The organism is Pseudarthrobacter siccitolerans (assembly GCF_001046895.1).
Lineage (GTDB): Bacteria > Actinomycetota > Actinomycetes > Actinomycetales > Micrococcaceae > Arthrobacter > Arthrobacter siccitolerans.
In genome coordinates, this window is the sequence record NZ_CAQI01000029.1 from 1 (window position 1) to 18,172 (window position 18,172).

Here is an 18,172-nt window from a genome sequence, read left to right on the forward strand (position 1 = left end):
CCCAGGAGGGGACAGGGAGGGGATTAGAGGGAGGCGGGGCGAGCCGCCAGGGCGATAGCGGCGGGGTCGAAAGCGACCTTCTCTTCGCCGCCGTGGCCGGGGGTCAAGCTGAGATCAGCTTCGGGCTTTGCAGGGAGGCCGGACTTCTGCTCTCCGTCCGGCGCCTGGCCGTCGGGATCGTCGCCGGTCTTCTGCTCTTCCTGGCCGCCGTCCTTCGGCTCGCCCTCTTCGGGCTTCTTGCCGATAGCGGCCAGGCGTTCGGCCTTCGAGCGGATCGCGGCTTCGTCGTCTCCAGTCAGGAGATCCTCGAAGCCTTCCAGGGCCGGGAAGTCCTTCAGCACTTTCGAGAGGGTGAGCTCGTGCTCTGCCTTCTTCGCTCGCGCTTCAGCGGCTTCGGCGCGGGTCCGGAGCTCCTTCAGGCCGTCGCTCTCTCCGGCTTCGATCTCCTGGATCTTCTGCCTTGCGGTCGCGAGCTCGCCCTTCAGAGAGTCCTTCTCCGAGCGGAGATTCTGGACGAGGGACCAGGCCCGTTCAGCGTCGAAGTCGGCGCCCCAGGGCGGAGCGGCTGGCTTCTGCTCTTCGGTAGATTCCTGGCTTGCGTCCTTGGCTGTATCTGCCATTGTGTAAACGTCCTCCTGGGACGGGTCGCGCCGGAGTACCTGCCTCCGGCGAGAGGGTGGATAGGGGTCACGCGACGGCGCGGAGAGGCGCCGTCGAGGTCTTATTCAGAGGAGAGTCCGGATCTTTCCGGGCGGCCTTCAGGACCGCTCTCCATTCGGCGAGAGTGAGCGTCGAGCCCTCCTCCCGCTCCGGGTCGTCAGTGCCTTTCCAAAGGCGATTGAGAGCCGCCGCGTCCTTACTCCATCCGCGGTCCTTCTCGCCCTTGAAGACGAGGCGGACTCCACAGCCGCAACGGTCATGCGAGCGGAAGGAGACGGTCTTTTCGGAGTAGACCGGGCCACGCGAGACGAGCATGGCGCAGAAGGCGCACGTCGAGCCGTCAGAGACGCGAGCCCAGGCGTCGACGTTGGGATCTCGTCGGCTCGCCTCGATCAGCATTTCGCGACCGGCGTCGAGCATGATCCGCTTACCGGCCGCGATCGTCGCCGCGAGCCCAAGCTGATTCGCAAACTCCAGCGGGACGCCCTTCGCGACCTGTTGCTTCACGAGGACCGGGCCAGTCACGCGGAGCGACGTCTCGACCGCTTCCAGGTTCATAGGAGCGGGCGGAGCGTCCAGGCCGACAGGCACCAGGCCCGCCTCCGTCGCCGCTTTCATGTAGTAGCGGCGAGCCAGGACGTCGGACGCCGCCCGCCCCTGGCCGAGCACGCGCGAGGCGGCGGCCAGGTAGACCGGGAAAGTTTGGTCTAGGCGGGACGGGTCGATCGTTCGGCGGTAAACCTCCGCGAGGAGGCGCTGGACGTCAGCGGTTAGCTGGACCTGCTGGCGGCGGTGAGTGTCCGCAAGCTGGAAGCCGTCCATCCGTTACTCCTCGCTCGTGGCCGGGGCCTCGATCGCGGCGGTCTGACGCTGGAAGTCGCCGACGAGGGCGCCCAGGACGTCGCCGGAGTCGCGGAGCTCCTTCCAGCGGGTCACGTCGGTATCGGTCACTCCGGGGATCTTCTCCCAGAGGGCCTCGACGGGAACCTGGAGCATCTGGGCGATCTTGCCCAGCGCGTCCACGGTGGAAGCCAGCGAGCGGGCCTCCGTGTCGCGCCAGCGGACTTGTGCGCCCGCGTCAGCGGCGGAAGGATCTCCGGCCGCCTGGGCGGCCAGGTGGAAGGACATTTCCCAGGACTCTCCGAAGAGCGTCTCGTACTCCGAGATCTTCCGCTGAGTGCTCGCCTCCATCTGGGCGAGGGCGTCGGCGGAGAGGTTCACGAGGTCGCCGGTAAGAATGTTCGGGCTTACCTGGGAGACGGCCGCCAGGGTCCGGACGGTCGACTCGTAAGCCGACATATGGCCGGAGAGCTCCGTCTGGGCGAAGTCGCCGAACTTAGCTCCGTCAGAGTCGCTAACCCACAGGCGATCGACCGCCGCCTCGAAGGGCGAGACGGGATTACCGTCGTCGTCCTCCGGCACGACGAGGCCGGTCGCCCAGCGCTGGCGGAAGCTCGCATACTGGAGCGCGATCAGCGTCGCGAAGACAACCTCGTTTACACGGTCCTGGAGGTTGATAATCGGCCGGATGATCCCGACGCTCTCGTCGTCCAGGCGGTCACGGAAGCGGACGAAAGGCGTCACGCCCTGGCCGTGATCCTCGACCTTCGAGAGGACCCATTTCCCGGAGTCCTTCGGCAGGGCGTAGGTGTAGCGGCTCGTCTTGTCGAAGACCTCGACCAGGCGGGCGCCGTCGATCGTCGTCCCGACGCGGCGGAGGCCGATCTCCGGGAAGTCGTCGTCGACGTCGCGATACCAGGCGGTAGCGCGGAGCGGGGACAGCGGCTTCATGAGAGGGACACGGCGGGTCTGGACCGTTCCCGGCAGAATGAGGTTATAGCTCGTGCCGTAGTCGAGCGCGCCACGGTGGACGATGCTCTGGCGGGCGTCGAGCTTGTTCTCCTGCCAGTAGTTCCAGGCGGTCATATTGTCGCCGGAGCGGGCCGGACGGTAGCCGTCGACGAAGAGGCCCTTCGAGTAGGTATCCGAAAGGAGCGGCGTCCAGTTTGTGATCGCGCGCTTCGCGAGGTGGCGGTACTCCTCCTTCGCGCCCTTCGGCATATAGGGGTCGTCGTGCTCGCCCTTCAGGTAGCGGCGTACCTTGCCCAGGCGGCCGTTAGTCGGTTCGAGATCCTGGGCGAGTTGTCCGTCGAGTCGCTCGACGAGGGCGGCGTCTACGGCCATAGGAGGCCCTCCTTCGGGCGTAGTGGGGATAGATGGGGTTAGAAGCCCATAAGGCGGCCAGGGGCGCGCCGGTGCTTCTTCAGACCGCCCTCCGCGAGGACGCGGGCGCGGGCCATGCGGGCGAGGACCAGGGAGGCCAGGGCGTCGACCTTCTTCGGCGACTCGCGCGTCTCCTTACCGAAGTGGATGCCCCAGCGGTTCGGACGACGGCGGGCGTTCAGGACGTGACGGGTCAGGACCTCCTCCGCGCGGACCTTGCCGCGACCAGGACCGCCGAGGAGCTCGTGAGCTCCCCAGGGAAGCGAGCCGTCAGTGATCGCGCGGTGAGTGACCTCGACGGCGCGGACAGTGTCCATCTGATGCCCGCGCATATCCCAGCCGATCGCGTGGCGAGTGGTCGCCTTGACGACGAGCTTCTCGCCGTACTTATCGCGCCAGTCGTCGATATCCGTCTCCCAGTAGGCGACGTCACTAAAGAAGGCGACGACGTCCAGGGTCGAGAAGGCGAAGTCGACCAGGTCGCGGACTTGATCCTTCGGGACCGCCCAGCCAACGCCGGAAGGACCTTCGGGCTTCTCCCAGATACCGAGAAGGAAGACGGCGCCGTCCTCGACCCGGCACGCGACGAGCGCGGTCGAGTCGTCAGTCAGCGAGCCGTCGAAGCCCAGGGTCACGACGTCGCCCTTCTTCCTGGCGCCAGGCTCGCCGAGGCGGAGCGGGGCCAGGTCGTCCCGGCGATTCTTCATCCATTCGGGCGGAGCGATCCAGGAGTCAGCGGCAGCGACGATCTGATTCAGGTAGAAGCGACGCGCCTCTTCAGGCGGAGTGTCCGGGTCGTACACTTCGGAGAGGATGCGCTCCAGGTCGACCCAAGAGGCGTCGCCGTAGGCGGCCTTCAGGCCAGCCAGGACGGCGGCCTCGTCGGCCAGGTCGATCGAGTCCGGCGCCTGCCTCGTGTCGTAAAGGATGCCCTTCGAGCGGGTCCGGCCCTCGACGATCGCACGCCAGGCGAGATAGCTCGCTTCGGCGACGCTCTCCTGGCCGGGCTCGTGAGCGTTCGTCGTCTCGATCACGCGGGCGGCGCCGTCGCGGGACTTCGCCAGGTTACGGCGGACGACTCGCGCGAGCTTCGCGCCTCCGTTGGACTTCGTCCAGTGGTGCGTCTCGTCCATAATCGCGAACGAAGGACGGGCGCCTTCCTGGGAAGACGAGGAGGCGGTGATCGGGACGATCTTCCCGCCGCCAGGCAGGAGGATACGGGTCATGCCGACGTCCAGGCCCAGGTCGTCGACCAGGACGGAGTCCTCGCACATGGCGCGGATCGCGGCGAACGTGTTTTCGGTCTGAGTTTCGGAGACGCCCGCGATCACGATCCAGGGCATAGGGTGAGCGATCGCGATCGGCTCGCCGAAGGAGTCCCAGCCGGAGAAGCGGACGGGGCCGCAGAGCTCAGCGAGGGCCAGGGCGCCCAGGAAGGGCGACTTCCCCCAGCCTTTAGCGCGGCGGAGGACGCCACGGCGGTATTCAAACTTCCCGCCAGCGTCCAGGGCGTACCACCACAGGATGAAATTGCATTGCTCGCGCGTGAAGACGAAGGGCTCGCCCGCTTGATCGCCGTCAGGCTGGAGGAGGTTGGACTCCGCCCAGGCGATTACTCCCCAGCCGAGCGTCTTCACGGAGCCGTCGAGCGGGAAGGGCTCGACGCTCACTTCGGCGGTCACGGCAGGGGCGAGCTTGCTCACTTATCGCCTCTCATGCGGGCCATGACGTCCTCGCGGGACGTGACGGCGTGAAGCTGGACGACTTCGGCCTCCTGGGCGCTCTCCTTCTCGACGCGAATCTTCGCCCGGAGGCGGTCGACGTAGGTCGCGCCGAGACGCTCTTCGTTGAGACGGATCTCAGAGAGCGCGGCGGCGGAAGGCTTGCGGAAGTAGGAGTCGACGATCGGCGCCAGGAGGAGGAGGCGGCGCCAGTCGGTGTTAGTGAAGAGGGAAGCCTGGGGCGAGACGCGCCAGTCGAGATACCAGGCGTGCGTCTCGTCGCTGAAGGGGCCGACGAGCTCAGGCCCCCGGATCTCGCCGTCCTGGGAGACAGAGACGACGTCGGACTGGCGGCGGCGCGTGTCGCGCTCGCGCTGATGCTGTTCTTTCGGGGCGGGGCCACGACCGGCCATAACGGCGCCTCCTTCCGGGGCTAGAGCGTGTAAACGGGCCAGCCGTTCCGGAAGGCCAGGTCCGCCAGGTCGCCGGGAGTGACGTCCTGGGGCTGGCGGCCGTCGTCGAAGGCGTGGAAGCCCGCGCGACGCCAGGCGAGATCGACTAGCTGAGAGCAAATAAGGGAGTCGGGCCAGCGGAGCTCCTGGGAGATCCAGGGAGTCCGGAGGCCGAGACGAGCGAGGCCGACGAGGACCAGGCCGCGCCGGGAGTAGGGCGTGCCGTGGAGCTCCTGGGCGATCTTCGAGATCCGGGCGCGCTGGCCGTCGGTCAGCGGCGGCGAGACGACGACGTCGCCCTCGAAGGTGTCCGGCTCCCAGTTGGCGCCTTCGTATTCGGCGGAGAGGGAGCGGCCGGACTCGTCGACGACGAGGCGGACGTGGTTATAGCGGCCTCCGCCGACGGCGGCGACGACGGAGCCCCAGGGGCTCGTCGGAGATTCGAGGATAAAGTCGCCTGGGCGCAAGGGAGGACCTCCTGGAGGGCTCGTGACAAAGCACAGGGGCTTTGTTGAGGGCCTCCGGGCGCCCTGGGCGGGCGTGGGGCCTAGCTATTTGTGAAAAGCCCCAGACTCGCGCGCACAGGGAGACGCTATGCCTCTCCGGGGAAGGAGCGGGGGGCGGGGGAGGGTCCTCCCCCAGGGGGCGAGGCGAGCTCGACGGAGTCAGAGCATCCCAGGGTGAGCCTCCGGCTCGCGTTGCATACGAGCACGAGGTCGACGGGCGGCGGCCCCTTCGGCGGAAGACTTCCGCGCGTGATGCCAGCGACACAAAGCCTGGAGATTCTCCAGGGAGTGATCGTCGCCGGGCTCGATATGATCCGCTTGATTGGCGGGCATACCACACATGACGCCGAGAGAGTCGCGAGCCTGGCACTTGTAGCCGTCACGCCGAAGGACACGGACGCGGCGCGTGCTCCAGTCAGCGGGGAGGCGCGCCTTCCGGTCGCTGGATTCCCAGGCCATAGCGCGGCTCCTTCCAGGTCGACGGCGGGCAGGGGGCAGGGGATACGAAGAAGCCCCCAGGGGGTCGCGTGTAGGGCGAGCCTGGGGGCTGTGACGGAGGAGGCAGGGGCTCAGAACTCCGTCGAGGGAGGGGGCTTGAAGGTCCGCCCCTTGCCGTTTCATTAGCAGAGGGGGCGGACGTAGCGGGGAAGCCAGGACTCGAACCTGGAACTCTCACGGGTTTGGAAGCCGTGGCTCTACCTATTGAGCTACTTCCCCACGAGGGAAAGACAAAAGCCCTCCACTCCTCGCCCGCCCCCAGCATTTAGAGGGGCTCGCGGACTGAAGAGTGAAGGGCTTTATCTTTCCCTCTATAGGAGGAGAGGGCCAGAGTCGTTAACGCGCGGCCCTTCTCAGGGCGTGGCATAAACGGCACCAGGGAGAGAGGCCGTCGGCGCGCTGGCGATCGCGTGTAAACGCGCCTAGCGGCTTCACAAGCTGGCACTTAGAGCAAGTCTTACCGGAGTGCCGGAGACGCCAGGAGAGCCGCGCCAGGGCGTCCTCCAGGAGGCGGGCGGCCTGGCCGTCCTCGCCGTCATACTTCGCGACGACGAGCTCCAGGCCCTCGCTAATAGACCGGCTCGAAGTCACAAGTCGCCGCCTCCTTATGCCTCGCGTCGCCGTTACAGAACGGCGAGTAAACGACGATCACGCGGAAGAAGCGGGAGATCGGGGCGGTAATGCACGTGCAGGGCGGACGCTCGACGTCGCTCGCCGGGATCACGCCGTCAGGCGGGAGCTCAGAGAACTTAGTCACGCCGGACTCCGATCACGACGTCGTTAGTCGCCTTCGGAAGGACGGCGATCCCAACGTTTCCGTTTATGTTCAGGCCCTCGTCCGTCACGCGGGCGCGGACGATGTCCTCCTGGCCGTAGCCGATCCGGAACTCGATCGTGCCGCCCTTCGGGAGGTTGATCGGCGCGGAGCCGTAAGGGTCGAGGACGGTGTCCGTCCCAGGCTCGCCCAGGATGCCCTCGCGGAGCTCGTCGCGCTCCTCTTCGGCGTTCTCCAGGCGGACCCGGAGGTCGCGGAGCTCAGCTTGCGCCCACTTCGGGAGGCGCGCTTCTTTCATTGCGTCGGCCATGTTCAGAGTCCCATCTGTACTTTGTGGATCATGTTCGGGAGGCCGTCCTCCTCTTCGGGCGGCAGGAAGGCGACCAGGCCGACCAAGCCCTCGCGGGCCTCTTCGTAGCCGGGGCCTCCGGGCTTCCTGGCGGCCTGGACGAAGGCGAGGATGCCCTGGGCGACCTGGACGAAGGCGGCGCCGAGATCCGGGTCGCTGAAGGGTTGCGTCTCCGGCGTCGCCTCGCCCAGGCGGCCGAGGACTTGATCGAGCATTGCGGTAGTAGCCATGACGGCCTCTCTATCGGGGTCAATTACAGAAGAGGAGAGGGCCAGCCGGCCTCGCTTTGCTCAAAGAAGAAGCCCCTCTTCCTTTCGGAGGAGGGGCTTATGGAAGGCGCCTTACGCGGCCTCTTCAGCGGCGGCCTGGGCGTGCCAGAGAGCGACGCGCGCCCGCGTGAGCTCCTTCAGGGCCTCGTCGTAAACCTCGCGGGCGAGCTCCTTCAGTTCCGCGAAGGACTCGCGGGCCTGCTGGATCACGGCCGGACCCTTCATAAGGACGCCAGCTTCGGCGCAAAGGGCCTCCGCGACGCGGCGGGCGTTCAGAATGTACTCCTGCTCCGCCTGGACGGTACGGAGCGGGGCCAGCTTCTCAGCGGCGGCGTAGTAAGCGGCTTCCCTCTCCGCGACGGTTGCTTCGAGCTCTGCGATCGTTGCCATTTTCTTCTCCTTCGTGGTGTTCCTGGCTTGTGTAAACAGTCTAAGCGACGAAAGACGCCTTACGCAAGTCGAGCAAAGATCCGGCCGGACGGTCGACGCCGCCCAGCCGGAAGAGGTCCTAGAAGTCGACAGGGAGATACACGGAGAAGCCCGTAATATCGCCGCGCTCGTTCGTCTCCGGGAGGATCGGATGATCGTCAGCGAGCCCGCTCTCTTCGGCGCGCTTGACGAAGCGTTTCAGGTCGGCGAAGGTCGCGACCTCGTCCGGGTCTTCAGGGTGGGCAAACTCAAGGTCCATTTTCAGTCCGATAGCCATGCGGCCATACTAAGCCACAACGCAAAGAGCCCCCGCCCAGGAAGGGAGGGGGCTCTTCGGGCCTACTTCTCGCGGAGGAGCTCCTTCACGCGGGCCAGGGCTCGCGCCCGGTAGCCGCGCCGGAGGAGATCCTCGTATTGCTCGCGGTACTCGCGGGAAGCCAGGGCGAGGCCCAGCTTCACGACGGCCGCGCCCAGGAAGTCGCGGGGCGTGATCCGGGGCTTCATTCGTCGACGTCCTTCCAGTCGATCGTCGCCGTCTGGAGCGTGAGCTTCTGGGAGCCCATCCGGCGATAGTCCTCGTGCTCGCGCTGGAGGCGGGTCCGCTGGCTCTTCGCGGCGCCCTTCGTCATGTAGGGGCCGTATCCGTAAGAGTGCTTACTCTCGCCCGATTCGGTCGTCGTCGTGAGCTCCTCCAGGACGCGGAAGACCGTCTTCCCGATCGGGGCCAGGTGCCGGGCCATTAGGCGTGTCCCTTCCGGCGTTCACGGCGGGCCATGCGAGCCTCGCGGGCCTCCTGGCGGGCTCTCTTGCGGAGAGCCTTCGAGGAGCGCCTGAGAGCGTTCGCCAGGACGCGGAGAGCCTGGGGGTCGGACGTGTCGAAGCCGCCCGCGTCAAGCTGGGCGCCTCCTGCCTCGTCGCTCTCGATCTGGACGAGGGCGTAAGGCTGGAAGCCGAGGAAGTGCTGAGAGATCTCGATCTCGCGGGTAGCCATTTAGCGTGCCGCCTTCCGGGCCAGCTTCGCGGCCTTGCCAGCCTTGCGGCGCTTCGCCTTCGTCGCGGCGCTCACGGTGCCGCCGTAGACGTGCTTTCCGAGGAGGTTCAGGCCGAAGAGGATCTTCGTCTGGAAGGTGTTCTCAGGGATCATTTTTTGGGCTTCTTTCCGTTGTGGAGGAGGGGTTTAGTGGCTCGCCGGGAGGTCCGGGCGATCCAGGAGCAAAGAGGGCAGGAGCCCCGGTGGTCGAGAAGACGACGCCGGAGCTCCTGCCAGGAAGGACTAGGCACTCGCGCGGGCGGCCTTCACGGCTTCGCCCCAGGCGGCGCGGACGCTCTCCGGGAGCTCGTCCAGGGACTCGATCGCCGACACGAAGCCCAGCGGGGCAGACGTGCGGAAGGCGTTATACGCGGCGAGGGTCGCCGCGTCGAGCTCCTGGCGGGCCTTCGCTTCGGCGGCCTCCCGTTCGGCCTCCTCGCGGCGCTTCACGGCCGCGACGTGCGCCAGGTGGGACCGGAGGCAGACGATCGCCTGGGAGACGGTCCCGTCCAGGTTGTGAGCCTGGGCGGCCTCCAGGATCGCCAGGGCGGCGGCCGGAGCTTGCTCGCGCGGGACGTAGACGTTAGAGGCGGAGACGTTCGCCACGACGGCACCGCCCAGACGGTCGTCGTTCTCGCGCTCAATCGTCAGAGTGTCGTGATGGGAGTCCTTCAGGGTGAAGGTAGGGAAGTCAGGCATTAGCGGGCCTTTCGGTAATCGTCGCGTGTAAACGGTTGGTGCAGGAGGAAGGGCGGGGCGCCGCGCCGGACCATGCCGAGAGCCGTCTCCGCCTCCTTCAGGCCCCGGAAGGGATACTTGCGGGCCTTCTTGTGATCCAGGAGCCAAACGGTCGTCAGGTCGAAGCGGTCGAGCCGGAGCTCGTAACGCTCCGGGGCCGGAGCCTGGGCGAGGGCGCGCTCCTCGAAGTACGCCTTCGCCCAGGCCAGGAAGCGGGCGATCACGCCGACGCCTGGGCGGCAGACTTGCGGGCGTGCTTCGCCACGCGGAGCCACGCCTCGCGAGTGTTCAGCGCTCCCAGGTCCTCCAGCGGGGCCAGGTTGGACGCCGAGCGGAAGGCGTTCAGGAAGTCCAGGGCCTCCGCTTCGAGCTTCGCCTCGCGGTCCTTCTTCGCGAAGACGCTCGCCAGGGCGGCGGCGGCAGACTCGAAGACGTTTCCGTGAGCGTCCGGATTGATCCCGGCAGAGATCAGGATCGCCAGGGCCACGGCCGGAGCTTCGTCCTTCGAGACGAAGACGCCCAGGGAGGCGCCGGGATGCGTCTCGACGGTCTGGACGAGGGCGCCTTCAGCGCCGCGAGCGATCCCGATCTCCGGCGAGGCCGAGACGGTCAGCTTGTCGCCGTCGGCGTCGCGGACGGTCAGGGGCAGGGAGAAGGACGGGGCGGGAGTGGTCATTTTCTGGGCTTCTTTCCGTTGTGAATCAGTGGTTTAGGTGAGTAAGAGATCTGGGGGACGGCGCCCAGGGCTTCGGCCAGTCGGCGGAAAGCTTCCTGGAGCGCCGCCCAGGGGTTAGTCGTCGAGCTCACGGCCGCAAGCGTCGACCGGGTCGTCGTCGTCGACGTCGATAAACCAAGGGATGATTACCGGCGAGGAGTGGCTCGACGAGTGAGGCTTCGCGGGCTTCGCCGGAGTAGCGGGCTTAGCGGGCGACGCGGGCTTCGCCGGAGCCGGAGCCGGGCGAGGAGCGGGCGGGGCGGGCCTGGGCGCCGGGGCAGGTGCCGGACGAGGGGCCGGGATGCTTACCGGCATGGGCTGAGGGCCGACGGCACAAGCTGGCTTCGGATCGCTACAGGCGACCAGGAGGACGACCAGGAGGAGGACGGCGACGATCGCCGCAAGGATGCGTTTCATTTGCGGATCTTTCGGGAGAAGTAGGGACGGAGGGCGATCACGAGAGCGCGGATCGCTTCGGCGAAGAAGGGCGTCACGCCTCGCTCCAGACGGCGAGCTCGACGATCTCCTGGCGGTCGAAGGTCGCCAGCGGGGCGCCGGTGTCGGGCATAACGACCTCGTAGTCGTCCAGGACCTCCGGGCGGAGGAGGCCCCAGTGGCGGCGGCCGTCCTTCCGCGTCACGGTGACGACGGAGCCGATAAAGTCCGCGAGGACTTCGTTCATGGGGTGCTCTTCGGAGTCGCGGAAGACCGCGAGGGGCTTCGGCTTGCTCACTCGAAGATCACGTCCTCGACGTCGGCCGGATGCACGACGGCGGGGCGGCCCCGTCCTCCGGAGCGGATCGTGAAGAGCGCCGGGTCCGTCGCGTGCCGGTGGACGGCCCCGGTAAAGGTCCGGCCGTCGTCCTTCGTCACGGTCACGATCGCGTTAGTGTCGGCGGCGTCTTCCAGGGCGGCGCGGATCTCTTCGTGAGTCACTTCGCGGCCCCCTCTTCGGGAAGGTCACCAAAGGACTTACCAGCGGCGGTGACTTCGGCCTTCGTGGTGGTGGCCTTGCGGCGCGTGGCGGGCTTCTTCTCTTCGGCAGGGGCCGAGAGGGCGAGCGTCGCGTGGATCTGGGCTTCGGCCAGGATCACGGAGCGGGCGGGGGAAGCAATGCCCTTGCCCAGGGATTCATCCAGGAGGGCGAGGGCGACCTCGCGGTGCTCCTGGGCGGTGAAAGTGCGGGCCATTCGAGGGGCTCCTTCTCTGTCGGGGTATCTGACAGAGGAGGAGAGGGCCGGTGGCCGGGGTCCTGCTCAATTAATCGAAAAATAATTCAGAGTGACGAAGTGACGAAAAGAGCGTCACTCTCTATTACTTCTTCTAGGAGAGAGAGTCTTAAGAAGTAATAGGGAAGTGACGCTAGATCCGTCACTTCGTCACTCGAAGGGGCCTAGCTAGGCCGTGTAAACGTCGCCTCCGGCGTCGCTTCCGGCGTAAACGCGGGAGCCCCCGCCTCGCTCGCGGCGAGACAGGGGCTCCAGGGGTCGCCTCCGGCGTCAGTTAGGCCAGTAGAAGCGGACGCGGGACGGGTCGATCCCGGCGCGGGTCGTGCCAGGGCCGACGGTGACGTGATCCAGGCCCCAGTCCAGGATCGAGCGCCGCCAGTCGAGATCGTCTTCGGCCTCCCAGGCTTCGGCCAGGGTCCGGCCAGTCGGGACGACGCGGGACGACGTCGCGACGGGGATCTCGCGGAGCTCCTTCCTGCGGGCCTTCAGCGTGCGGATACGGGCGGAGAGAGCGATATCGTCCGCGTCGTCCTCGTCCAGGAGGGCGAAGGCTTCGCGGAGGGCGGCCTCGACCTCGCGGAGAGCGGCGTCTCGTGTCGCCGTGTCCGCCTCCTGGATCAGTTCGAGCTCCGGGGCGTTGCCCTGGATCTTCAGGACGTGCTCGACGACGAAGTTCTCCAGGGCTTCGGCCTTGATCTTCGGAGACGGGCAGGAGCCGCCGTTCCAGGAAGAGCCGCAAGAGTAGATGGGGTAGCCGGACGAGCTCGTGACGTACATTTTCGAGTCACACTCCGCGCAAAAGGCGATACCGGAGAGGAGGCGAGCGGCGCGGCCCTTGCGGGGCTGGGCAGGGGCGGGGCCTCCTCGACTAGGCGCGTGTCCCAGGCGGACGCGGAGGCCCTCCAGCGTCGCCAGGTCGACGACGGGCGGCCATACGGAGGCCGGGAGGCCGTCAGCGTCGCGGACGAGGTCGCCGTGATGCCGGACGCGGCCCATAAGGAGATCCGAAGTAAAGAGCGAGCGGAGCGTCGAGGCGCGCCAGAAGCCACGGTCCAGGCCGTCGGCGGGCTCGCCCTTGCGGAGGGCTCGCCGGGCCGGGCTCTTTGACGTCGGGATCTCGCGGGCCTGGAGGTCGGCGCATATCCGCGAGAGCGGCTCAATTCCTGCCAGGAGGCGGCCGGAGATCTCGCGGACGATCGCCGCCTCCTCCTCGTCGAGGACCAGGACGCGGCCGACGCCGTCCGGGGCCGGGACGGAGCGATAGCCGAAGGGGACGGCGGCGCCTCCGGTGTACTTGTTCGTGCTCGTCTTCCGGTAGGCGATCGAGTGCTTGATCCGGGTCGCGGCGTTGTCCGCTTCCGCGCGAGCGACTTCGGAGAGGACTCCGGCGATCATGCGGAAGGCGGATTGATCGGAGTCGAGGCCGTCGCGGAGGGCGACGAAGAGCGCGGGCTTATTCGCCAGGGCGCGGGCGTCGAGGGCGCGGGAGAGCTCGCCCAGGCCGTCCCAGCCCTGGCGCGTGAAGCGGTCGAGCTTCCAGACGGCCAGGACGTCGGCCTCGCCGTCGCGGATCAGGTGGACGGCTTCGGTCGCCTTCGCGCGGGCCTTCCGGCCGCTCATACCTTCGTCGACGAGGACGTGAGTCACGTCCCAGCCCTGGCGGTCGGCGTAGTCGCGGAGGTCGGCCTCCTGGCGGTCGAGACTCGTCGAGTCGTCGACCACGGCGGATAATCTTAGGTAGAGTACGGCGCGAGGCGCCTTTCGTGAGTCGGTCATGGAAATAGCTTACTCTGACGCTACGAGAATCCCCTGTATATGGCGGAAGAAGCGGCGGCAGCGGACCTCATCAGCGGCGGCAGGCTGCAACTGGGCATCAGCCGCGGTTCACCCGAGCCGGCGCGGCAGGGTGCGGCGGCGTTCGGCTACCGCCCGGAACCGGGGGAGACCGACGCTGACATGGCCCGGCGGCACACCGCACTTTTCCGGAAGGCCATCACCGGTGCCGGCGTGGCCGAAGCGGACCCCCGCTACGCCGGGGGTGCTGTCGGATTGTTGCCCATTCAGCCCCAGTCGCCGGGGCTGGCCGAACGCATCTGGTGGGGTGCCGGCAGCCGGAAGACCGCAGTCTGGGCAGCGGAGATGGGGATGCACCTCATGAGTTCCACTCTGCTGACCGAAGACACCGGCGTTCCCTTCCACGAACTCCAGGCCGAACAGATCCAGCTGTTCCGGGACGCCTGGGCGGCAGCAGGCCATCAGCACGCACCCCGGGTCTCGGTGAGCCGCAGTGTGCTTCCCATCGCTGACGAGGAGGACAGCCGCTATTTTGCCGGCAGCGCCCTGCGGGAAGCCGCGACCAGGTAGGGATTATTGACGGGTTGACCGCCCGGTTCGGAAAGAGCTACGTGGGAGCCCCCGACGTCCTGGCCGAAGAGCTCGCTGCCGATACCGCAGTCCAGGCCGCGGATACCCTGCTCCTCACCGTGCCCAACCAGCTCGGCGTCGATTTCAACGTCAAGCTCCTGGGCAATGTGGTCCGCCACATTGTCCCCGCCCTGGGCTGGAAGGCGGCCCGATCCTGACCCCATAAGCGCCGGCCGCGCCGCCGCCGTCCACCCCCGTAAAATTGCAGTCCGCGCACCCGGATCCCGGGTATGCTAAGCATGCTTACTGAAATGAGGGGAACCTTCTGCATAACGGAGCCGTTACTCTTATAGTGCGGCTTTGGGGGCTTAGCGCCCCCACTACAGCGTGACTGCGGAACGGTCATATGACGGAAAGAGAGAAATATGGCCCGCGCCGTTTTAGGCTTTATCCCATGATCCGGCTACGTCAGCTGGCCCAGGCGGCCTCTGTGCTTACTACGCCCTTGGCCCCGGAAGACATCCTCGCGCTGTTCAACCCCGTCTACTCGGCGCGGCAGCTTCGCGGCGTGGTCACCCGGGTGGTCCAGGAGACGGCGCAATCGGCAACCATCTTTTTCCGGCCCGGCCGCGGCTGGCACTCACACCTTGCAGGCCAATGGGCACGCATCGGCGTCGAGCTCGACGGCGTCCGCCACTGGCGGTCCTACTCGCTCAGCGCCCCGGCAGGCAAGGACCCGGCCATCACGGTCACCGACGTCGGGGCAGTCTCCGGCACGCTGGTCCGTACCACCAAACCCGGTGACGTCCTTTTCCTCGCACCCCCGCAGGGTGATTTCGTGCTTCCCGAGCACCCCCGTCCCCTGCTCATGGTCACCGCGGGCAGCGGCATCACTCCGGTGATGTCCATGATCCGCACGCTTGTTCCACGGCGTCCGGATGCCGACGTCGTCCTGGTGCACTCAGCCCGCACCCCCGGCGACAGCCTCTTCCGGGAAGAACTCGCCGAGCTCGCGGACCAGTTCCCCAACTTCCGCCTCGCGCACTGGTTCACCGGCGAACAGGGCCGCATGGACCTGACCAACACCGCCCAGCTGGACGAGATCTGCCCGGACTGGAAGGAACGCGCTGCCTACGCCTGCGGCCCGGACAGTTTCCTGGACGACGCCGAGGCGCTGTGGAAGCGCGCTGCGCTGACAACGGCAGCGCCGGGCTCCGACGTGGCAGTGGCCGGCAGCGCCGGCAACCTGATGATCGAACGCTTCAACACCACCTTCGCCGGCGGTGTGGGGTACGACGGCGGCCTGGTCACGTTTGAAGCCTCGGACCGGGAAGTGCAGGCCGACGGCGACACCCCCATCCTGGACATCGGCGAGGACGCCGGGGTGCTGATGCCCAGCGGCTGCCGCATGGGTATCTGCCACAGCTGCCTCACTCCACTCCTGTCCGGGCAGGTGCGTGACCTCCGCACCGGGGAAGTCCACGGCGAACCCGGCCAACTGATCCAAACGTGTGTCTCGGCAGCCGCCGGACCCGTCAACCTCGAAATCTGAGGAGCATCACGGTATGTCTGTAATTTCACCCAGCAAGGCCACACCCACCGGCGGCAGCTCCGCCGGGAGCTCACGGACCCGTCCCGGAAAGCTTGCCGAATCCGGCAGCCCCACCGTCCGCCCGCCCGCGGCCGCCCACCTCAGTGACGAGCAGGTGGCCGAACTCGGGCGCGAACTTGATGCGATCCGTGACGAGATCCTGGCCAAGCGCGGCGCGGAAGATGCCGCGTACATCCGCCGCGTGATCAAGATCCAGCGCGGCTTGGAGATCTCCGGCCGGGCCGCCCTGCTGGTCGGCAAGAACAAGGCCGCGTGGGTCACCGGTACCACCCTGCTGAGCCTGGCCAAGATCCTCGAAAACATGGAGATCGGGCACAACGTCCTGCACGGCCAGTGGGACTGGATGCGGGACCCGGACATCCACTCCACCACCTGGGAGTGGGACTTCGTCACGCCGTCGCGCTCCTGGCAGCACACCCACAACGACCTCCACCACCGCTGGACCAACGTGGTGGGCAAGGACAACGACGTCGGATACAACCTCCTGCGCATGGACGAACAGCAGCCGTGGAAGCCCGTCAACCTGGCCAACCCGCTGTTCAATGCCATTCTCGCTCCGCTCTTCGAATGGGGCATCGCCATTTACGACCTCGAGCTCACGGAGTTCAAGGAAGGCACGAAGTCCAAGGAAGCGCTGCTGAAGGACCTCAAGGCCCTCGGCAAGAAGGTGGTCACCCAGTTCACCAAGGACTACGCCGCAACCCCCGCTGTGGCCATGCTGACAGGCTCCGGCAAGCAGGCGCTCTACGGAACCCTGACCGCCAACGCGGTACGGAACGTCTGGGCCCATGCAGTCATCTTCTGCGGCCACTTCCCTGAAGGCACCGACACCTTCACAGAGGAAATGGCTGAAGGCGAAACCCGCGGCGACTGGTACATCCGCCAGATGATCGGCTCTGCGAACATCTCCGGGTCAAAGTTCATGCACATCATGACGGGCAACTTGTCGCACCAGATTGAGCACCACCTGTTCCCTGACCTGCCGTCCAACCGGTATGCAGAGGTGGCGCCCAAGGTCCGGGAAATCTGCCAGCGCTACGGCTTGAAGTACACCACCGGGCCGCTGCTGAAGCAGGTTGGATCCACCTGGGGCAAAATCTTCAAACTGGCCCTGCCGGGTAAGGCTGCGCGGGCCTGATCACGGACCTTACGTAAAGCACTGACCGCACCTCCGGCTCCGGTAACCACCCCGGTCCCGGAGGTGCAGTCTTTCCCCCGCCGCCAAATCAGACGCTCTCTCACTTAACGCGGGTTTTCCACAAACGCTCTCTCACTTAACGCGGGTTTTCCACAATCGCTCTCTCACTTAACGCCGTCCACCGCGCATAATTGATCCCACAGCCGCCGCGGCCAATGGAGGAATCATGCGGATTGTCGGAGTACTTATCGTCATATGGCTGATCATCGGAGGCGTGGCTGCCTGGCAGCGCGGCTACTTCGGCGCAGCACCGGGGAACTGTGCCCAAGCCGGCACTGTAGCAATCACCATTGCCGCGGGCCCGCTGAATTACATGGGCGTCAACCCCAAAATATCCTGCGAGTTGCCGCAACCTTCCCAGTAGAGCGCGGCACGGCGGAGCACTGGGCAGGAGTTCGACGTCGGAAGGGGGAGCTGTGCGTCTGATCCGGGTGCTCTGCGCCTAGAGTGGGAATTGCGCGGGCCAGGCAGCTTTGCCGCCCGAACCGATCCCACAGTCTCGAAAGGACCGCCGCGATGGCCTTCATCACCGTTGGAACTGAAAACAGCACTGATACCGAGCTCTACTACGAGGACCACGGCTCGGGGCAGCCCGTCGTGCTGATCCATGGCTACCCGCTGGACGGTGCCTCCTGGGAGAAGCAGACGACCGCCCTGCTGGATGCGGGCTACCGCGTGATCACCTACGACCGGCGCGGCTTCGGGAAGTCGAGCAAGACCGCCGAGGGGTACGACTATGACACCTTCGCCGCGGACCTCAACACCCTCCTGACTGCTTTGGACCTGAACGACGCCGTGCTGGTTGGCTTCTCTATGGGCACCGGTGAAGTGGCCCGGTACCTGGGCAATTACGGATCTGCCCGGGTTGCAAAGGCCGCATTCCTGGGCTCCCTGGAACCGTTCCTGCTGAAGACCGATGAGAACCCGGACGGTGTCCCGCAGGACGTCTTCGACGGGTTGAAAGAGGCCGTGACGGCAGACCGGTACGCCTTCTTCACCGAGTTCTTCAAGAACTTCTACAACAGCGACACGTTCCTCGGCACGCCCCGCCTCAGCCAGGAGGCTGTCAATGCCAGCTGGAACACCGCATCCAACGCCGGTGCCACGGCCTCCGTTGCCGCACAGGCCACCTGGATCACGGACTTCCGCGGCGACATCCCGAAGATCGATGTTCCGGCACTGATCCTCCATGGCACCGCGGACAACATCCTTCCCATCGACTCGACCGGCCGCCTGTTTGCCAAGGCCCTGCCCGACGCCGAGTACGTGGAGATCGAGGGCGCCCCGCACGGCCTGCTGCTGACCCACGCGGCTGAGGTCAACGAAGCGCTGCTGTACTTCCTCGCCAAGTAGCCCGCGCTTAACGCGCAGACTTCCGGCGACGGCGGGAGGCCGCCGTCGCCG

At 66.7% G+C, this 18,172-nt stretch carries 27 protein-coding genes and 1 tRNA gene; 6 read left to right on the forward strand and 22 right to left on the reverse strand.

The genetic code is table 11. The features are described 5' to 3' along the window. Window positions 1–23 precede the first annotated feature (23 nt). The 22 genes from ARTSIC4J27_RS02935 to ARTSIC4J27_RS03050 all read right to left on the reverse strand — a co-directional run bounded on the left by ARTSIC4J27_RS02935 (window position 24) and on the right by ARTSIC4J27_RS03050 (window position 13,370). A complete protein-coding gene (locus ARTSIC4J27_RS02935) occupies window positions 24–620 on the reverse strand; it encodes a hypothetical protein (RefSeq protein WP_050053727.1) in 597 nt (198 codons plus the stop codon). Window positions 621–687: 67 nt separating this feature from the next. Beyond that, window positions 688–1,482, reverse strand: a complete 795-nt coding sequence (locus ARTSIC4J27_RS02940) for a VG15 protein (RefSeq protein ID WP_050053728.1) — start codon at window positions 1,480–1,482, stop codon at window positions 688–690. Window positions 1,483–1,485: 3 nt separating this feature from the next. Further along, window positions 1,486–2,844 (reverse strand): phage portal protein, encoded by a 1,359-nt coding sequence (locus tag ARTSIC4J27_RS02945; protein ID WP_050053729.1) that lies wholly within the window; start codon window positions 2,842–2,844, stop codon window positions 1,486–1,488. A gap of 38 nt (window positions 2,845–2,882) precedes the next feature. After that, window positions 2,883–4,586 carry a terminase large subunit gene (locus ARTSIC4J27_RS02950; protein WP_200900743.1) on the reverse strand — a complete coding sequence of 568 codons (1,704 nt, stop codon included), beginning with the start codon at window positions 4,584–4,586 and terminating at the stop codon, window positions 2,883–2,885. Beyond that, a complete protein-coding gene (locus tag ARTSIC4J27_RS02955; RefSeq protein WP_050053730.1) occupies window positions 4,583–5,017 on the reverse strand; it encodes a phage terminase small subunit in 435 nt (144 codons plus the stop codon). The genes ARTSIC4J27_RS02950 and ARTSIC4J27_RS02955 overlap by 4 nt, the downstream gene beginning before the upstream one ends. A 20-nt stretch (window positions 5,018–5,037) precedes the next feature. Further along, window positions 5,038–5,523: a C40 family peptidase gene (locus tag ARTSIC4J27_RS02960; protein ID WP_050053731.1), complete on the reverse strand. Its 486-nt coding sequence runs from the start codon at window positions 5,521–5,523 to the stop codon at window positions 5,038–5,040. A 681-nt stretch (window positions 5,524–6,204) separates the two neighbouring features. Then, window positions 6,205–6,279: transfer RNA gene (locus ARTSIC4J27_RS02970), tRNA-Trp, on the reverse strand. 530 nt (window positions 6,280–6,809) lie between these two features. Continuing rightward, window positions 6,810–7,145, reverse strand: coding sequence for a DUF7239 family protein (locus ARTSIC4J27_RS02985; RefSeq protein WP_050053735.1), 336 nt, complete (start codon window positions 7,143–7,145; stop codon window positions 6,810–6,812). A gap of 2 nt (window positions 7,146–7,147) precedes the next feature. After that, a complete protein-coding gene (locus tag ARTSIC4J27_RS02990; protein ID WP_050053736.1) occupies window positions 7,148–7,414 on the reverse strand; it encodes a hypothetical protein in 267 nt (88 codons plus the stop codon). Window positions 7,415–7,525: 111 nt separating this feature from the next. Continuing rightward, a complete protein-coding gene (locus ARTSIC4J27_RS02995) occupies window positions 7,526–7,843 on the reverse strand; it encodes a hypothetical protein (protein ID WP_050053737.1) in 318 nt (105 codons plus the stop codon). Window positions 7,844–7,961: 118 nt separating this feature from the next. Further along, window positions 7,962–8,159: a hypothetical protein gene (locus ARTSIC4J27_RS03000; RefSeq protein WP_152683765.1), complete on the reverse strand. Its 198-nt coding sequence runs from the start codon at window positions 8,157–8,159 to the stop codon at window positions 7,962–7,964. 62 nt (window positions 8,160–8,221) lie between these two features. After that, window positions 8,222–8,386, reverse strand: a complete 165-nt coding sequence (locus ARTSIC4J27_RS22705) for a hypothetical protein (protein ID WP_161799529.1) — start codon at window positions 8,384–8,386, stop codon at window positions 8,222–8,224. Then, a complete protein-coding gene (locus ARTSIC4J27_RS03005; protein ID WP_050053739.1) occupies window positions 8,383–8,622 on the reverse strand; it encodes a hypothetical protein in 240 nt (79 codons plus the stop codon). Before ARTSIC4J27_RS03005 ends, ARTSIC4J27_RS22705 begins: the two co-directional genes overlap by 4 nt. Then, complete coding sequence (locus ARTSIC4J27_RS03010; protein ID WP_050053740.1) at window positions 8,622–8,873, reverse strand: hypothetical protein; 252 nt, start codon at window positions 8,871–8,873, stop codon at window positions 8,622–8,624. Before ARTSIC4J27_RS03010 ends, ARTSIC4J27_RS03005 begins: the two co-directional genes overlap by 1 nt. Continuing rightward, on the reverse strand, window positions 8,874–9,026 hold the full coding sequence (locus ARTSIC4J27_RS22710; RefSeq protein ID WP_161799531.1) for a hypothetical protein: 153 nt from the start codon (window positions 9,024–9,026) through the stop codon (window positions 8,874–8,876). Between the two features lie 129 nt (window positions 9,027–9,155). Continuing rightward, a complete protein-coding gene (locus ARTSIC4J27_RS03015; protein WP_050053741.1) occupies window positions 9,156–9,611 on the reverse strand; it encodes a hypothetical protein in 456 nt (151 codons plus the stop codon). After that, the gene (locus ARTSIC4J27_RS03020; protein ID WP_050053742.1) at window positions 9,611–9,874 is read right to left on the reverse strand and encodes a hypothetical protein; all 264 of its coding nucleotides are present in this window, start codon (window positions 9,872–9,874) and stop codon (window positions 9,611–9,613) included. Before ARTSIC4J27_RS03020 ends, ARTSIC4J27_RS03015 begins: the two co-directional genes overlap by 1 nt. Continuing rightward, window positions 9,871–10,326, reverse strand: a complete 456-nt coding sequence (locus ARTSIC4J27_RS03025) for a hypothetical protein (RefSeq protein ID WP_050053743.1) — start codon at window positions 10,324–10,326, stop codon at window positions 9,871–9,873. Before ARTSIC4J27_RS03025 ends, ARTSIC4J27_RS03020 begins: the two co-directional genes overlap by 4 nt. A 529-nt stretch (window positions 10,327–10,855) precedes the next feature. Then, the gene (locus ARTSIC4J27_RS03035; RefSeq protein ID WP_050053745.1) at window positions 10,856–11,098 is read right to left on the reverse strand and encodes a hypothetical protein; all 243 of its coding nucleotides are present in this window, start codon (window positions 11,096–11,098) and stop codon (window positions 10,856–10,858) included. Beyond that, the gene (locus ARTSIC4J27_RS03040; protein WP_050053746.1) at window positions 11,095–11,301 is read right to left on the reverse strand and encodes a hypothetical protein; all 207 of its coding nucleotides are present in this window, start codon (window positions 11,299–11,301) and stop codon (window positions 11,095–11,097) included. Before ARTSIC4J27_RS03040 ends, ARTSIC4J27_RS03035 begins: the two co-directional genes overlap by 4 nt. Further along, window positions 11,298–11,555 carry a hypothetical protein gene (locus tag ARTSIC4J27_RS03045; protein WP_050053747.1) on the reverse strand — a complete coding sequence of 86 codons (258 nt, stop codon included), beginning with the start codon at window positions 11,553–11,555 and terminating at the stop codon, window positions 11,298–11,300. Before ARTSIC4J27_RS03045 ends, ARTSIC4J27_RS03040 begins: the two co-directional genes overlap by 4 nt. A gap of 309 nt (window positions 11,556–11,864) precedes the next feature. Further along, a complete protein-coding gene (locus ARTSIC4J27_RS03050; protein WP_083435292.1) occupies window positions 11,865–13,370 on the reverse strand; it encodes a recombinase family protein in 1,506 nt (501 codons plus the stop codon). A gap of 39 nt (window positions 13,371–13,409) precedes the next feature. Here ARTSIC4J27_RS03050 and ARTSIC4J27_RS03055 point away from each other — a divergent pair, with 39 nt between their 5' ends. From ARTSIC4J27_RS03055 to ARTSIC4J27_RS03075, 6 genes are all read left to right on the forward strand, one after another. Next, window positions 13,410–13,958 carry an LLM class flavin-dependent oxidoreductase gene (locus ARTSIC4J27_RS03055; RefSeq protein WP_235436499.1) on the forward strand — a complete coding sequence of 183 codons (549 nt, stop codon included), beginning with the start codon at window positions 13,410–13,412 and terminating at the stop codon, window positions 13,956–13,958. Window positions 13,959–13,999: 41 nt separating this feature from the next. After that, window positions 14,000–14,176 (forward strand): hypothetical protein, encoded by a 177-nt coding sequence (locus ARTSIC4J27_RS23105; protein WP_235436502.1) that lies wholly within the window; start codon window positions 14,000–14,002, stop codon window positions 14,174–14,176. Between the two features lie 236 nt (window positions 14,177–14,412). Beyond that, window positions 14,413–15,510: a ferredoxin reductase gene (locus ARTSIC4J27_RS03060; protein WP_050053749.1), complete on the forward strand. Its 1,098-nt coding sequence runs from the start codon at window positions 14,413–14,415 to the stop codon at window positions 15,508–15,510. A 13-nt stretch (window positions 15,511–15,523) separates the two neighbouring features. Next, window positions 15,524–16,708, forward strand: coding sequence for a fatty acid desaturase family protein (locus ARTSIC4J27_RS03065; RefSeq protein WP_050053750.1), 1,185 nt, complete (start codon window positions 15,524–15,526; stop codon window positions 16,706–16,708). Window positions 16,709–16,934: 226 nt separating this feature from the next. After that, entirely contained in the window at window positions 16,935–17,132 is a 198-nt protein-coding gene (locus tag ARTSIC4J27_RS03070; protein ID WP_050053751.1) for a hypothetical protein, read from the forward strand. Between the two features lie 152 nt (window positions 17,133–17,284). Next, the gene (locus ARTSIC4J27_RS03075; RefSeq protein ID WP_050053752.1) at window positions 17,285–18,121 is read left to right on the forward strand and encodes an alpha/beta fold hydrolase; all 837 of its coding nucleotides are present in this window, start codon (window positions 17,285–17,287) and stop codon (window positions 18,119–18,121) included. Window positions 18,122–18,172: the final 51 nt, after the last annotated feature.